The organism is Pseudomonas putida, assembly GCF_028682455.1.
GTDB lineage: Bacteria > Pseudomonadota > Gammaproteobacteria > Pseudomonadales > Pseudomonadaceae > Aquipseudomonas > Aquipseudomonas putida_AA.
In genome coordinates, this window is the sequence record NZ_JANHLD010000005.1 from 46,929 (window position 1) to 62,544 (window position 15,616).

Sequence of the window (15,616 nt, forward strand, 5' to 3'; positions counted from 1 at the left end):
CTGACTGTCCGAGAACACCCCATGCAGCTTTCCTCGCTCACTGCGGTTTCCCCTGTTGACGGCCGCTACGCCGGCAAAACCCAGGCCCTGCGCCCTATTTTCAGCGAATACGGCCTGATCCGTTTCCGCGCCCTGGTCGAGGTGCGCTGGTTGCAGCGCCTGGCCGCTCACCCGCAAATCGCTGAAGTTCCAGCGTTTTCTGCCGAAGCCAATGCCCTGCTCAACGGCCTGGCCGATGAGTTCGCCCTCGAGCACGCCGAGCGCGTCAAAGAAATCGAGCGCACCACCAACCATGACGTCAAGGCCATCGAGTACCTGCTCAAGGAGCAGGCTGCCAAGCTGCCAGAGCTGGCCAAGGTAAGTGAATTCATCCACTTCGCCTGCACCAGTGAAGACATCAACAACCTGTCCCACGCCCTGATGCTGCGCGCCGGCCGTGACGATGTGCTGCTGCCGCTGATGCGCCAGATCGCCCAGTCGATCCGTGAGCTGGCCCACCGCTTCGCCGATGTGCCGATGCTGTCGCGCACCCATGGCCAGCCGGCTTCGCCGACCACCTTGGGCAAAGAGCTGGCCAACGTCGTCTACCGCCTCGAGCGCCAGATCGCACAAGTTGCCGCCGTACCGCTGCTGGGCAAGATCAACGGCGCCGTGGGCAACTACAACGCCCACCTGTCGGCCTACCCGCAGATCGACTGGGAAGCTAACGCCCGCGCCTTCATCGAAGACGAGCTGGGCCTGGTGTTCAACCCCTACACCACCCAGATCGAACCGCATGACTACATTGCCGAGCTGTTCGACGCGATCGCCCGCTTCAACACCATCCTGATCGACTTCGACCGCGATATCTGGGGCTATATCTCCCTGGGCTACTTCAAGCAGCGCACCATCGCCGGCGAAATCGGTTCCTCGACCATGCCGCACAAGGTCAACCCGATCGACTTCGAAAACTCCGAAGGCAACCTGGGTATCGCCAACGCGCTGTTCCAGCACCTGGCCAGCAAGCTGCCGATCTCGCGCTGGCAGCGTGACCTGACCGACTCCACCGTGCTGCGCAATCTGGGCGTCGGTTTCGCCCACAGCGTGATCGCCTACGAGGCCAGCCTCAAGGGTATCAGCAAGCTGGAAATCAACACCCAGCGCATCGCCGAAGACCTGGACGCCTGCTGGGAAGTCCTGGCCGAGCCGATCCAGACCGTCATGCGTCGCTACGACATCGAGAACCCCTACGAGAAGCTCAAGGAGCTGACCCGTGGCAAAGGCATCAGCCCTGAAGCGCTGCTGACCTTCATCGACGGGCTGGACATGCCCGTCGAAGCGCGCGAAGAACTCAAGAAGCTGACCCCAGCCTCCTACATCGGTAACGCTGCGGCTCAAGCCAAACGCATCTGATCTACGCCCTGCGCGTAAACGCCCGGCTCAGCCGGGCGTTTTTATTACCGAAAGAAAATTACTTTTTTTCAATAGGTTACACATGAATCCTGATACTCCACTGCAGCTGCTGGGCGGCCTTACAGCCCGTGAATTCATGCGCGACTACTGGCAGAAGAAACCTCTGTTGGTGCGCCAGGCCTTCCCGGACTTCGAAAGCCCGATCGACGCCGACGAACTGGCCGGCCTAGCCCTGGAAGAAGACGTCGAATCGCGCCTGGTCATCGAACACGGCGAGCGCCCCTGGGAGCTGCGTCGCGGCCCGTTCGAGGAAGACACCTTCAGCACCCTGCCCGAGCGTGACTGGACCCTGCTGGTGCAAGCCGTCGACCAGTTCGTGCCCGAGGTCCACGAGCTGCTGGAGCATTTCCGCTTCCTGCCGAGCTGGCGCATCGACGACGTGATGATCAGCTTCGCCGCCCCGGGTGGCAGCGTGGGCCCGCACTTCGACAACTACGACGTGTTCCTGCTGCAAGGCCAGGGCAAGCGCAACTGGAAGATCGGCCAGATGTGCGACAGCGACAGCCCGCTGCTCGAGCACGCCGACCTGCGCATCCTGGCTGAATTCGAGCAGAGCGACGAGTGGACACTGGAACCGGGCGACATGCTCTACCTGCCACCGCGCCTGGCCCACTTCGGCGTCGCCGAAGACGACTGCCTGACCTACTCGGTGGGCTTCCGCGCCCCAGGCGCCGCTGAAGTGCTGACCCACTTCACCGACTTCCTCAGCCAGTTCCTGCCGGACGAAGAGCGCTACACCGACGCCGATGCCCAACCGGTCAGCGACCCGCACCAGATCCAGCACGACGCGCTGGATCGCCTGAAGAAGCTACTGACCGAGCACATGGGTGACGAGCGCCTGCTGCTGACCTGGTTCGGCCAGTTCATGACCGAGCCGCGCTACCCGGAACTGGTCAGTGGCGAACCACTGGATGAAGTCGACCTGATCGAAAGCCTGGCCGAAGGCGCGATCCTGATCCGCAACCCAAGCGCACGCCTGGCCTGGTCGGAAGTTGATGACAACCTGCTACTGTTCGCAAGCGGCCAGAGCCGCCTGCTGCCGGGCGACCTGCGTGAACTGCTCAAGCTGATCTGCGCCGCCGACGCGTTGCACATCGAAAACCTTGAACAGTGGCTTGAAAACGATCAAGGCATTACCTTGATCTGCGAACTGGTCAAACAAGGAAGCCTGGGATTTGCCAATGAATAAGATTCGGGTTCGCCTCGCCGATTGGCACAAAGACAACGCTGATATCCGCCGCATTCGTGAAGCCGTGTTCATTGCCGAACAATGCGTACCGCCTGAGCTGGAGTGGGATGCCGACGACAACACCGCCGTGCACTTCCTGGCCCTTGAAGGCGACTACCCGATCGGTACTGCCCGCCTGCTGGCCGACGGCCAGATCGGCCGGGTGTCGGTACTCAAGGACTGGCGCGGCCTGAAGGTTGGCGACGCCCTGATGCAAGCGGTGATCGTCGAGGCCCAGAACCGCGACCTCAAGCAGCAGATGCTCAGCGCCCAGGTACATGCCACGCCGTTCTACGAGCGCCTTGGGTTCAAGGTGGTCAGCGAGGAGTTCCTCGAGGCCGGCATTCCGCATGTCGACATGGTTCGTGAGTCGCGAGAACTGGTTTAAGTAAGTCATCGCGAGGCAAGCCCGCTCCTACAGGCGCTGCAGGAGCGGGCTTGCCCCGCGATCAAACCAACTGCCATCATGCCCACTCCACCTGCGGAGACAATGGACATGCCGCTACGCCCCCTTCTCGCCTCCCTGCTTCTGTCGTTCAGCCTCAGTGCGCTGGCCGCCACCGAAGTCCTCCCGCTGAACCATCGCACCAGCGCCGAACTGCTCCCCACCGCGCAATCCTTCATCGGCAAGAACGGCACGGTCAGCGCGTTCGAAAACAAACTGATCGTCAACGCCAGCCCCGAACAGATAGACGACTTGCGCACCCTGCTCGCGCAACTGGATGTGGCTCCGCGCCGCCTGTTGATCAGCGTCGACAACAACGACAGCAACTTCCAGGACAACCGCGGCAATGCCCGCATCATCCACTACGGCACCAGCAACCGCGAAGGTGGCATGCAGCAGGTACAAGCCAGCGAAGGCAGCCCCGCCTTGATCCAGGTCGGCCAGAGCATCCCCGTCACCAGCACTCGCACCGATGGCTACGGGCGCATACAAAGCGATACCCAGTACCGCAACGTCACCCAGGGTTTCTATTTCACCGCCAACGTCACTGGGGAAACCGTTCATTTGAGCATCAGTACCAACAATGACCGAATGAGCCAGGAACGGCCCGATGTAGTGAAGGTACAAAGTACCGACACAACCGTCACCGGCAAGCTGGGTGAGTGGATCACTTTGGCCGGCGTCAATCAGCAGAGCCAGTCCGAACACGGTGCTTCATCCCTCAGCTACAGCACCCAGCGTGGTGAAAACATGACTTTGCGGGTAAAAGTCGACGCAATGGACTGAACCCAGGTAAATCAAGGCCTCGACCAAAGACCTCGAAACTGACTGATGGGTCGCATTAGACCAAAGATGTAGTGGTGATAAAAAAGCACTACAAAACATTTGACGACCACATTCCGTAGAGGCATGATGGCCCCGCTCCCGCTAATCAGAGGCCCTGGCAAGGGCCTTCGAGCCGCGCTCTAACCTACCCACCTGAGCCGACCCGTGTCTGTACAGCCCACAAGGCAGTTTGACGAGATTGCGACTGGAACGAAGTTGTCCCGAGGGACGGAAGCGCATCAAAAGGCACTCGGCAGCACTGTTCACTGCAGCTCGGCAACCACGAGCCACCCTGCAGCGAAAACCTCGCCAACGCCTGCTCACTTCCCCTCTTCGAGCCCCATCGTTCGACCGTCGCATATTTCGCTGAACATGACTTACGCCAGGCTTCTGATCTGCGCTGTGTGAGCGAGAATTTTTTACCCAAGACCGATGCGACGAGGTTTATTTCCATGGCACTGACACGCGAACAGCAAATTGCAGCCCTCGAAAAAGACTGGGCCGAAAACCCGCGCTGGAAAGGCGTGACCCGTACCTACACCGCCGCTGATGTCGTACGTCTGCGTGGCTCGGTCCAGCCTGAGCACACCCTGGCCCGCATGGGTGCCGAGAAGCTGTGGAAGCTGGTCACCCAGGGTGCACACCCGTCCTTCCGCCCAGAAAAAGATTTCGTCAACTGCATGGGCGCCCTGACCGGCGGCCAGGCAGTACAACAGGTCAAGGCCGGTATCCAGGCGATCTACCTGTCCGGCTGGCAAGTGGCTGCCGATAACAACTCGGCCGAGTCCATGTACCCCGACCAGTCGCTGTACCCGGTGGATTCGGTTCCAACCGTGGTCAAGCGCATCAACAACTCGTTCCGTCGTGCCGACCAGATCCAGTGGAAAGCCGGCAAGAATCCGGGTGACGAAGGCTACGTCGACTACTTCGCACCTATCGTGGCAGATGCCGAAGCCGGTTTCGGCGGCGTACTGAACGCCTACGAACTGATGAAGAACATGATCGAAGCAGGCGCCGCCGGCGTTCACTTCGAAGACCAACTGGCCTCGGTGAAAAAATGCGGCCACATGGGCGGCAAGGTACTGGTTCCAACCCAGGAAGCCGTACAGAAGCTGACCGCTGCCCGACTGGCTGCCGACGTTGCCGGCGTACCGACCATCATCCTGGCCCGTACCGACGCCAACGCCGCTGACCTGCTGACCAGCGACTGCGATCCGTACGACCAGCCATTCGTGGTTGGCGACCGTACCCAGGAAGGCTTCTACAAAGTACGTGCCGGCCTGGACCAGGCGATTGCCCGCGGCCTTGCCTACGCGCCATATGCCGACCTGATCTGGTGCGAAACCGCCAAGCCGGACCTGGACGAAGCCCGTCGCTTCGCCGAAGCGATCAAGAAGGAATACCCGGACCAGATCCTGTCCTACAACTGCTCGCCTTCCTTCAACTGGAAGAAGAACCTGGACGACGCGACCATCGCCAAGTTCCAGCGCGAACTGTCGGCCATGGGTTACAAGCACCAGTTCATCACTCTCGCCGGTATCCACAACATGTGGCACGGCATGTTCAACCTGGCGCACGACTACGCCCGCAACGACATGACCGCCTACGTGAAGCTGCAAGAGCAAGAGTTCGCTGACGCCTCGAAAGGCTACACCTTCGTGGCGCACCAGCAGGAAGTGGGCACCGGCTACTTCGACGACATGACCACCGTGATCCAGGGTGGCAAGTCCTCGGTAACCGCACTGACCGGCTCGACCGAAGAAGAGCAGTTCCACTGATCATTGATCAGCGCTGACTGATTCGGGTGGCACACAAGACCCGGGGCCTGTGATGGGGCCCCGGGTCTTGTCTTTTGTGTAGCGGGGCTGCCGTGCGAGCTGCCCCGTGATGTGGCCGATTCGGCACTTTCTTATAAATCCCCATTGGCTATCCTAAGCGCACACGATTTCCAAGGATCGGCCATGCCCCGCCCCCTCACCCTGCTCGGCCTGGCGCTGCTCGGCGCTGCTCTCTATCTATATGCACTGGCCAGCCAGTCGCCGCTGCTGGGCCTGGCCGTCAAACCTGCTGTGGTGATTGCGCTGCTCATGTGGCTGGGCGCTGCCGAGCCTGACCGCTATCGACGCTGGATCATGATCGGCCTGGGCTTCTCCCTGCTGGGCGACATTCTGCTCGCCGTGCCTGCAGACCTCTTCGTGTTTGGCCTTGCTGCATTCTTGTGCGCCCACCTGGCCTACCTGCGCGCCTACCTGGGTGAAACCCGCCGTCTGGCACCGCTGGCCTTGCTGGGCTCGGCAATCATCGGCGCAACGCTCCTGGGCGTGCTGATCAGCCACGGCCTGGGCGAGCTTTTGATACCGGTGACGGTCTACGCCCTGGCCATCAGTACCATGCTCTGGCGTGCCCTGGCGTGTGGCGGGCTGGTAGCCATCGGAGCCTGCGCCTTTGTGTTTTCCGACAGCCTTATAGGCATTGACCGGTTTGTCGGCCAATTCCCTGCCGCGCCCTACCTGATCATCATTGCCTACTGGCTGGGACAGTGGGCCATCGCCGCCTCGGCCTTCACCAGGGCATCGTCAAAAGCCTTGATCCAGAGCGCAGTGGGGCAGGGAAAAATCAGTTAGAACAGCAGGTCCGAAAACTTGCAGGTAATGGCAATGTTGCACAACTTTGTAGTTGACCTCGATAGTAGGAGTAATCCTATAGCCACAAATGATATCAATTATCATTTCGAAGTTGCAGGTTCATTACGCTGTGCAAGAAACATAATTAACAAAACCCGGGGCAATGCCCGCCCCACGCGGCCTGCAGGCTGTTACGAAAGATTTTTGTTCTTAATGCTACGAATAAATTTGCTGCAGAAATTTTACTTGCACCGGGTTTACCCATAAAATCAGCGCGATAGATTCCGCTGCGACATATCGTCACTGCTCTACTTCTTTTCAAACCGCAGAGACTGGTCTCTGTATAAGGATTTTTCAGCATGCCCGATTCGACAGGACTCATCGCCCACAACTGGGGCTTTGCCATTTTCCTTTTGGGTGTCGTTGGCCTCTGTGCCTTCATGCTCGGCCTGTCCGCCCTGCTCGGTAGCAAGGCGTGGGGTCGTAGCAAGAACGAACCCTTCGAGTCCGGCATGCTGCCCACTGGCGGCGCCCGCTTGCGCCTGTCAGCCAAATTCTATCTGGTCGCGATGTTGTTCGTGATCTTCGATATCGAAGCCCTCTTTCTCTTTGCATGGTCTGTGTCCGTCCGCGAAAGCGGCTGGACCGGATTCGTCGAAGCTCTCGTTTTCATAGCAATTCTGTTGGCAGGCCTTGTCTACCTATTCCGAGTGGGCGCCCTTGACTGGGCTCCGGAAGCTCGTCGTAAGCGGCAAGCGAAGCTGAAACAATGAGGCTTTGGCAATGCAATACAATCTCACCAGAATCGACCCGGATGCGCCTAACGAGCAGTATCCAATCGGTGAACGGGAAACCGTCTCCGACTCGCTGCTAGAGGACCAGGTCCACAAGAACATCTTCATGGGCAAACTTGAAGATGTGCTCAGTGGCGCGGTCAACTGGGGGCGTAAGAACTCCCTGTGGCCGTACAACTTCGGCCTCTCCTGCTGCTACGTGGAAATGACCACGGCCTTCACGGCGCCCCACGACATCGCCCGCTTCGGCGCCGAAGTCATCCGGGCATCGCCGCGCCAGGCCGACTTCATGGTCATCGCCGGCACCTGCTTCATCAAGATGGCGCCGATCATCCAGCGCCTGTACGAGCAGATGCTCGAGCCCAAGTGGGTCATCTCCATGGGTTCGTGCGCCAACTCCGGCGGCATGTACGACATTTACTCGGTCGTTCAGGGGGTCGACAAGTTCCTCCCCGTGGATGTCTATGTGCCTGGCTGCCCGCCTCGCCCTGAAGCCTTCCTGCAAGGCCTGATGCTGTTGCAGGAGTCGATTGGCCAGGAGCGTCGTCCTCTTTCCTGGGTTGTCGGTGATCAAGGCATTTACCGTGCCGAGATGCCGTCGCAGAAAGAGCAACGCCGTGAACAGCGCATCCAGGTCACCAACCTGCGCAGCCCCGACGAAGTCTGATCCAGCTATCTGTTGCCTGCGCATGCGCGACAGGCAGCCTGGCTTCATTCTCTACGTTGACCGAAAGCGACCGAGACCATGACAGCGGACACCGCTATTTATATCCCGCCTTACAAGGCTGACGACCAGGATGTGGTCGTCGAACTGAACAACAAATTCGGCCCCGAGGCGTTCGTCGCCCAGGAAACCCGCACCGGCATGCCGGTGCTTTGGGTTACCCGCGCCAAACTCAAGGAAGTCCTGGGCTTCCTGCGCAATGTCGCCAAGCCGTACAGCATGCTCTACGACCTGCACGGTGTGGACGAGCGCCTGCGCACCCAGCGCCGTGGCCTGCCAGGTGCCGACTTCAGCGTGTTCTACCACCTGCTCTCGGTGGAACGGAACAGCGACGTGATGATCAAGGTGGCCTTGAGCGAAGGCGACCTGAACCTGCCCACCGTGACCGGTATCTGGCCCAACGCCAACTGGTACGAGCGTGAAGTCTGGGACATGTTCGGCATCGACTTTGCCGGCCACCCTCACCTGACCCGCATCATGATGCCGCCGACCTGGGAAGGTCACCCGCTGCGCAAGGACTACCCTGCCCGCGCCACCGAATTCGACCCGTACAGCCTGACCCTGGCCAAGCAGCAGCTCGAGGAAGAAGCCGCGCGCTTCAACCCGGAAGCCTGGGGCATGAAGCGCCACGGCGCCAACGAAGACTACATGTTCCTCAACCTGGGCCCGAACCACCCATCGGCCCACGGTGCCTTCCGTATTGTGCTGCAGCTGGACGGTGAAGAGATTGTCGACTGCGTCCCGGACATCGGCTACCACCACCGTGGTGCCGAGAAGATGGCCGAGCGCCAGTCCTGGCACAGCTTCATTCCCTACACCGACCGTATCGACTACCTCGGCGGGGTGATGAACAACCTGCCCTACGTACTCGCGGTCGAGAAGCTGGCCGGCATCCAGGTGCCCCAGAAGGTCGACGTGATTCGCATCATGCTCGCCGAGTTCTTCCGGATCACCAGCCACCTCTTGTTCCTGGGTACCTACATCCAGGACGTCGGCGCCATGACCCCGGTGTTCTTCACCTTCACCGACCGCCAGCGCGCCTACACCGTGATCGAAGCCATCACCGGCTTCCGCCTACACCCGGCCTGGTACCGCATCGGCGGTGTTGCCCACGACCTGCCGCGCGGCTGGGACAAACTGGTGAAAGACTTCGTCGAATGGCTGCCAAAGCGCCTGGACGAATACACCAAGGCTGCCCTGCAGAACAGCATTCTCAAGGGCCGTACCATCGGCGTTGCCCAGTACAACACCAAAGAGGCCCTGGAATGGGGCGTCACTGGTGCTGGCCTGCGTTCCACCGGCCTGGACTTCGACCTGCGCAAAGCCCGCCCTTATTCCGGCTACGAGAACTTCGAGTTCGAAGTGCCGCTGGCCCACAACGGCGATGCCTACGATCGCTGCATGGTCCGTGTCGAGGAGATGCGCCAGAGTATCCGCATCATCGACCAGTGCCTGCGCAACATGCCGGAAGGCCCGTACAAGGCGGATCACCCGCTGACCACGCCGCCGCCGAAAGAGCGCACCCTGCAGCACATCGAAACCCTGATCACCCACTTCCTGCAGGTTTCGTGGGGCCCGGTCATGCCGGCCAACGAATCCTTCCAGATGATCGAGGCGACCAAGGGCATCAACAGTTACTACCTGACGAGCGACGGCGGCACCATGAGCTACCGCACCCGGATCCGTACCCCGAGCTACCCGCACCTGCAGCAGATCCCTTCGGTGATTCGCGGCAGCATGGTCGCGGACCTCATTGCGTACCTGGGCAGTATCGACTTCGTTATGGCTGACGTGGACCGCTAAGCATGAACAGCACGCTTATCCAAACCGACCGTTTCGCCCTGAGCGAAACCGAGCGCTCGGCCATCGAGCACGAGATGCATCACTACGAGGACCCGCGCGCGGCGTCCATCGAAGCCCTGAAGATCGTCCAGAAGGAACGCGGCTGGGTGCCTGACGGCGCCATCTATGCCATCGGCGAAGTGCTCGGCATTCCTGCCAGCGATGTCGAAGGCGTGGCCACCTTCTATAGTCAGATCTTCCGTCAGCCGGTTGGCCGGCACATCATCCGCGTCTGCGACAGCATGGTCTGCTACATCGGCGGCCACGAGTCCGTGGTCAGCCAGATCCAGAGCGAGCTGGGTATCGGCCTGGGCCAGACCACCGCCGACGGTCGCTTCACCCTGCTGCCAGTGTGCTGCCTGGGTAACTGCGACAAGGCACCGGCACTGATGATCGACGACGACACCTTTGGCGACGTCCAGCCTGCTGGCGTTTCCAAACTGCTGGAGGGTTACGTATGACCATCACTTCCTTCGGTCCGGCCAACCGTATCGCCCGTTCAGCTGAAACCCATCCGCTGACCTGGCGCCTGCGTGACGACGGCGAGCCGATCTGGCTCGACGAGTACCAGGCCAAGGACGGCTACGCTGCGGCCCGCAAGGCGCTGGCGCAAATGTCCCAGGACGATATCGTCCAGACCGTGAAAGATTCCGGCCTCAAGGGTCGTGGCGGTGCGGGCTTCCCCACCGGCGTCAAATGGGGCCTGATGCCCAAAGACGAATCCATGAACATCCGCTACCTGCTGTGCAACGCGGACGAAATGGAGCCCAACACCTGGAAAGACCGCATGCTGATGGAGCAACAGCCCCATCTGCTGATCGAAGGCATGCTGATCAGCGCCCGTGCGCTCAAGGCCTACCGCGGCTACATCTTCCTGCGTGGCGAATACACCACCGCAGCGCGCAACCTCAACCGCGCGGTCGAAGAAGCCAAGGCTGCCGGCCTGCTGGGCAAGAACATCCTGGGCAGCGGCTTCGATTTCGAGCTGTTCGTCCACACCGGCGCCGGTCGTTACATCTGCGGTGAAGAAACCGCACTGATCAACTCCCTCGAAGGCCGCCGCGCCAACCCACGCTCCAAGCCGCCCTTCCCTGCCGCCGTTGGCGTCTGGGGCAAGCCGACCTGCGTGAACAACGTCGAGACCCTGTGCAACGTGCCGGCTATCGTCGGCAACGGCATCGACTGGTACAAGTCGCTGGCCCGCGAAGGCTCCGAAGACCACGGCACCAAGCTGATGGGCTTCTCCGGCAAGGTCAAGAACCCCGGCCTGTGGGAACTGCCCTTCGGCGTTACCGCCCGCGAGCTGTTCGAAGACTACGCCGGCGGCATGCGCGATGGCTTCAAGCTCAAGTGCTGGCAACCAGGTGGTGCCGGTACCGGTTTCCTCCTGCCTGAACACCTGGATGCACAAATGTACGCCGGTGGCATCGCCAAAGTCGGCACCCGCATGGGTACTGGCCTGGCCATGGCCGTGGACGACAGCATCAACATGGTGTCGCTGCTGCGCAACATGGAAGAGTTCTTTGCCCGCGAATCGTGCGGCTTCTGCACCCCGTGCCGCGATGGCCTGCCGTGGAGCGTCAAGCTCCTGCGCGCCCTCGAGAAAGGCCAGGGCCAGCAGGGCGACATCGAGACGCTGCTGGGCCTGGTCGGTTTCCTCGGCCCAGGCAAGACCTTCTGTGCACACGCACCAGGTGCTGTGGAGCCGCTGGGTAGCGCGATCAAGTACTTCCGCCCCGAGTTCGAGGCCGGCATTGCGTCTGCTGCTCCAGCAGCCGCTGCCCTGCGCCCGGACCTGGCGAAGCCGATCGTCGTCGGCGCATAACGAATAGAAATGCGGACGGTCCGTGCCGTCCGCTGCTTGCCCAGCTCGCTCGGGGATACCTGTCGCGGGCTGCAGGCACACAGTTTTCCATTAGCCACGCCCGCACACGCGGGCCAACGAAGAACTTTGAACCATGGCCACTATCCACGTAGACGGCAAAGAGCTCGAAGTCAACGGCGCAGACAACCTGTTACAGGCGTGTCTGTCGCTCGGCCTCGACATCCCCTATTTCTGCTGGCACCCGGCGCTCGGTAGCGTCGGCGCCTGCCGCCAGTGCGCGGTCAAGCAGTACACCGACGAGAACGACACCCGTGGTCGTATCGTCATGTCCTGCATGACCCCTGCCTCTGATGGCAGCTGGATTTCCATCGAAGACGAAGAAGCCAAGGTATTCCGGGCCAGCGTCGTCGAATGGCTGATGACCAACCACCCGCACGACTGCCCGGTCTGCGAGGAAGGCGGTCACTGCCACCTGCAAGACATGACGGTAATGACCGGCCACAACGAGCGCCGCTACCGTTTCACCAAGCGTACCCACCAGAACCAGGAGCTCGGCCCGTTCATCGCCCACGAGATGAACCGCTGCATCGCCTGCTACCGCTGTGTGCGCTACTACAAGGACTACGCCGGCGGTACCGACCTGGGTGTGTTCGGTGCCCACGACAACGTCTACTTCGGTCGCGTTGAAGACGGCGCGCTGGAAAGCGAGTTCTCCGGCAACCTCACCGAGGTCTGCCCGACCGGTGTGTTCACCGACAAGACCCACTCCGAGCGCTACAACCGTAAGTGGGACATGCAGTTCGCCCCGAGCATCTGCCATGGCTGCTCCAGCGGTTGCAACATCAGCCCGGGTGAGCGCTACGGCGAGCTACGCCGTATCGAGAACCGCTACAACGGTTCGGTCAACCAATACTTCCTCTGCGACCGTGGCCGCTTCGGCTATGGCTACGTCAACCGTACCGACCGCCCACGTCAGCCACTGCTGGCCGACGGTACCAAGCTGAGCCTGGACGCGGCCCTCGACAAGGCCGCCGACATGCTGCGAGGTCGCAACATCGTCGGCATCGGTTCGCCTCGCGCCAGCCTCGAGAGCAACTACGGCCTGCGCGAGCTGGTCGGTGCCGAGCACTTCTACTCGGGTATGGAAGCCGGTGAGCTGGAGCGCGTGCGCCTGGCCTTGCAGGTACTGAACGACAGCCCGCTGCCAGTCCCTACCCTGCGCGAAATGGAAGACCACGATGCGGTGTTCGTCCTCGGCGAAGACCTGACCCAGACCGCTGCCCGCGTGGCCCTGGCCCTGCGCCAGTCGGTCAAGGGCAAGGCCGAAGCCATGGCCGATGCCATGCGCGTACAGCCTTGGCTCGACGCTGCGGTGAAGAACATCGGCCAGCACGCCATGTACCCGCTGTTCATCGCAAGCCTGGCCGAAACCAAGCTCGATGACGTCGCCGAAGAGTGCGTACACGCCGCTCCCGACGACCTGGCGCGCATCGGTTTCGCCGTCGCCCACGCCATCGATCCAAGCGCTCCGGCCGTAGAAGGCCTGGACGCCGAGGCCCTGGAGCTGGCCAAGCGCATCGCCGATGCCCTGGTAGCCTCCAACCGTCCGCTGGTGGTTGCCGGTACGTCGCTGGGCTCCAAGGCCCTGATCGAAGCTGCCGCCAACATCGCCAAGGCGCTGAAACTACGCGAGAAGAACGGCTCCCTGAGCCTGGTGGTGCCTGAAGCCAACAGCCTCGGCCTGGCCATGCTCGGTGGCGAGTCCATCGACGCTGCCCTGGACGCTGTGATCAGCGGCAAGGCCGACGCCATCGTCGTGCTGGAAAACGACCTGTACAGCCGCGTGTCGGCCACCAAGGTCGACGCCGCCCTGGCCGCGGCCAAGGTGGTCATCGTTGCCGATCACCAGAAGACCGCCACCACTGACCGCGCCCACCTGGTGCTGCCGGCGGCCACCTTCGCCGAAGGCGACGGTACCCTGGTCAGTCAGGAAGGTCGTGCCCAGCGCTTCTTCCAGGTGTTCGACCCAACCTACCTGGACAGCAGCATCCTGGTTCACGAAGGCTGGCGCTGGATGCACGCCCTGCGTGCCACCCTGCTCAACAAACCGGTCGACTGGACCCAGCTGGACCACGTCACCAGCGCCTGCGCCTCGGCCGCTGCGCAACTGACCGGCATCGTCAATGCCGCGCCATCTGCCTCGTTCCGCATCAAGGGCATGAAGCTGGCCCGTGAACCGCTGCGCTACTCCGGTCGTACCGCCATGCGCGCCAACATCAGCGTGCACGAGCCGCGTACCCCGCAAGACAAAGACACCGCCTTCGCCTTCTCCATGGAAGGTTACTCGGGCTCGACCGAACCGCGCTCCCAGGTGCCATTCGCCTGGTCGCCGGGCTGGAACTCGCCGCAGGCCTGGAACAAGTTCCAGGACGAGGTCGGTGGTCACCTGCGCGCAGGCGATCCGGGTACCCGCCTGATCGAATCCCAGGGCGACAAGCTCAACTGGTTCGCAGCCATTCCGGGCGCCTTCTCCCCGGCCCGTGGCACCTGGCAGGCCGTACCGTTCTATCACCTGTTCGGCAGCGAAGAGAACTCCTCGCGCGCTGCCCCGGTGCAAGAGCGCATCCCGCAAGCCTACGTGGCGCTGGCCAAGTCCGAAGCCGACCGCCTGGGTGTCAACGACGGTGCGATGCTCAGCCTGAACGTGGCTGGCCAGACCCTGCGTCTGCCGCTGCGTATCAATGAAGAACTGGGCGCTGGCCTGGTTGCCCTGCCGAAAGGCCTGGCCGGTATCCCGCCAGCCATCTTCGGTGCATCCGTCGAAGGCCTGCAGGAGGCAGCACAATGACCTGGTTCACCCCCGAAGTGATCGATGTGATCATCACCGTCGTCAAGGCCGTAGTGGTCTTGCTGGCCGTGGTGGTCTGCGGTGCGCTGCTCAGCTTCGTCGAGCGGCGCCTGCTGGGCTGGTGGCAGGACCGATACGGTCCGAACCGCGTGGGCCCGTTCGGTATGTTCCAGATCGCCGCCGACATGCTGAAGATGTTCTTCAAGGAAGACTGGAACCCACCTTTCGTCGACAAGATGATCTTCACCCTGGCGCCGGTCGTGGCCATGAGTGCCTTGCTGATCGCCTTCGCCATCGTGCCGATCACCCCGACCTGGGGTGTCGCCGACCTGAACATCGGTTTGCTGTTCTTCTTCGCCATGGCTGGCCTGTCGGTTTACGCCGTACTGTTCGCCGGCTGGGCCTCGAACAACAAGTACGCCCTGCTCGGCAGCCTGCGGGCCTCGGCCCAGACCGTGTCGTACGAGGTGTTCATGGGCCTCGCGCTGATGGGCATCGTGGCGCAGGTTGGCTCGTTCAACATGCGTGACATCGTCGACTACCAGGCCCAGAACCTGTGGTTCATCATTCCGCAGTTCTTCGGTTTCTGCACCTTCTTCATCGCTGGCGTGGCCGTGACTCACCGTCACCCCTTCGACCAGCCGGAAGCAGAACAGGAACTGGCCGACGGTTACCACATTGAATATGCCGGCATGAAGTGGGGCATGTTCTTCGTGGGTGAGTACATCGGCATCATCCTGATCTCGGCGTTGCTGGTAACCCTGTTCTTCGGTGGCTGGCACGGTCCGTTCGGCATCCTGCCGCAAGTACCGTTCCTGTGGTTCGCCCTGAAGACCGCGTTCTTCATCATGCTGTTCATCCTGCTGCGCGCCTCGATTCCGCGCCCGCGCTATGACCAGGTGATGGACTTCAGCTGGAAGTTCTGCCTGCCGCTGACCCTGATCAATTTGCTGGTGACCGCTGCGCTCGTGTTGCTCAACACGCCAGCTGTTGCGGCCCAGTGAGGATT

The 15,616-nt window shown here is 61.7% G+C and carries 13 protein-coding genes; all 13 read left to right on the forward strand.

The window, feature by feature from the left end; all coding sequences use genetic code 11:
• The first annotated feature begins 21 nt into the window (after positions 1–21).
• Positions 22–1,392, forward strand: coding sequence for an adenylosuccinate lyase (gene purB / locus NPS58_RS27175; RefSeq protein ID WP_028944244.1), 1,371 nt, complete (start codon positions 22–24; stop codon positions 1,390–1,392).
• Between the two features lie 82 nt (positions 1,393–1,474).
• On the forward strand, positions 1,475–2,641 hold the full coding sequence (locus NPS58_RS27180; RefSeq protein WP_274118304.1) for a cupin domain-containing protein: 1,167 nt from the start codon (positions 1,475–1,477) through the stop codon (positions 2,639–2,641).
• Entirely contained in the window at positions 2,634–3,068 is a 435-nt protein-coding gene (locus NPS58_RS27185; RefSeq protein WP_028944242.1) for a GNAT family N-acetyltransferase, read from the forward strand. Before NPS58_RS27180 ends, NPS58_RS27185 begins: the two co-directional genes overlap by 8 nt.
• A gap of 108 nt (positions 3,069–3,176) precedes the next feature.
• On the forward strand, positions 3,177–3,911 hold the full coding sequence (locus NPS58_RS27190; protein WP_274118305.1) for a secretin N-terminal domain-containing protein: 735 nt from the start codon (positions 3,177–3,179) through the stop codon (positions 3,909–3,911).
• Positions 3,912–4,402: 491 nt separating this feature from the next.
• On the forward strand, positions 4,403–5,728 hold the full coding sequence (gene aceA / locus NPS58_RS27195; RefSeq protein WP_274118306.1) for an isocitrate lyase: 1,326 nt from the start codon (positions 4,403–4,405) through the stop codon (positions 5,726–5,728).
• Positions 5,729–5,911: 183 nt separating this feature from the next.
• Positions 5,912–6,574 carry a lysoplasmalogenase gene (locus NPS58_RS27200; protein ID WP_274118307.1) on the forward strand — a complete coding sequence of 221 codons (663 nt, stop codon included), beginning with the start codon at positions 5,912–5,914 and terminating at the stop codon, positions 6,572–6,574.
• Positions 6,575–6,933: 359 nt separating this feature from the next.
• Positions 6,934–7,347, forward strand: coding sequence for an NADH-quinone oxidoreductase subunit A (locus tag NPS58_RS27205; RefSeq protein WP_028944238.1), 414 nt, complete (start codon positions 6,934–6,936; stop codon positions 7,345–7,347).
• 10 nt (positions 7,348–7,357) lie between these two features.
• Positions 7,358–8,035 (forward strand): NADH-quinone oxidoreductase subunit B, encoded by a 678-nt coding sequence (locus NPS58_RS27210; protein WP_010220398.1) that lies wholly within the window; start codon positions 7,358–7,360, stop codon positions 8,033–8,035.
• Between the two features lie 78 nt (positions 8,036–8,113).
• The gene (gene nuoC, locus NPS58_RS27215; protein ID WP_274118308.1) at positions 8,114–9,895 is read left to right on the forward strand and encodes an NADH-quinone oxidoreductase subunit C/D; all 1,782 of its coding nucleotides are present in this window, start codon (positions 8,114–8,116) and stop codon (positions 9,893–9,895) included.
• Between the two features lie 2 nt (positions 9,896–9,897).
• Positions 9,898–10,395 (forward strand): NADH-quinone oxidoreductase subunit NuoE, encoded by a 498-nt coding sequence (gene nuoE, locus NPS58_RS27220; protein ID WP_012313767.1) that lies wholly within the window; start codon positions 9,898–9,900, stop codon positions 10,393–10,395.
• A complete protein-coding gene (gene nuoF / locus NPS58_RS27225; RefSeq protein WP_274118309.1) occupies positions 10,392–11,759 on the forward strand; it encodes an NADH-quinone oxidoreductase subunit NuoF in 1,368 nt (455 codons plus the stop codon). The genes nuoE and nuoF overlap by 4 nt, the downstream gene beginning before the upstream one ends.
• A 133-nt stretch (positions 11,760–11,892) precedes the next feature.
• The gene (gene nuoG / locus NPS58_RS27230) at positions 11,893–14,607 is read left to right on the forward strand and encodes an NADH-quinone oxidoreductase subunit NuoG (protein WP_274118310.1); all 2,715 of its coding nucleotides are present in this window, start codon (positions 11,893–11,895) and stop codon (positions 14,605–14,607) included.
• Positions 14,604–15,611 (forward strand): NADH-quinone oxidoreductase subunit NuoH, encoded by a 1,008-nt coding sequence (nuoH, locus tag NPS58_RS27235; RefSeq protein ID WP_274118311.1) that lies wholly within the window; start codon positions 14,604–14,606, stop codon positions 15,609–15,611. Before nuoG ends, nuoH begins: the two co-directional genes overlap by 4 nt.
• The last annotated feature ends 5 nt before the right edge of the window (positions 15,612–15,616 follow it).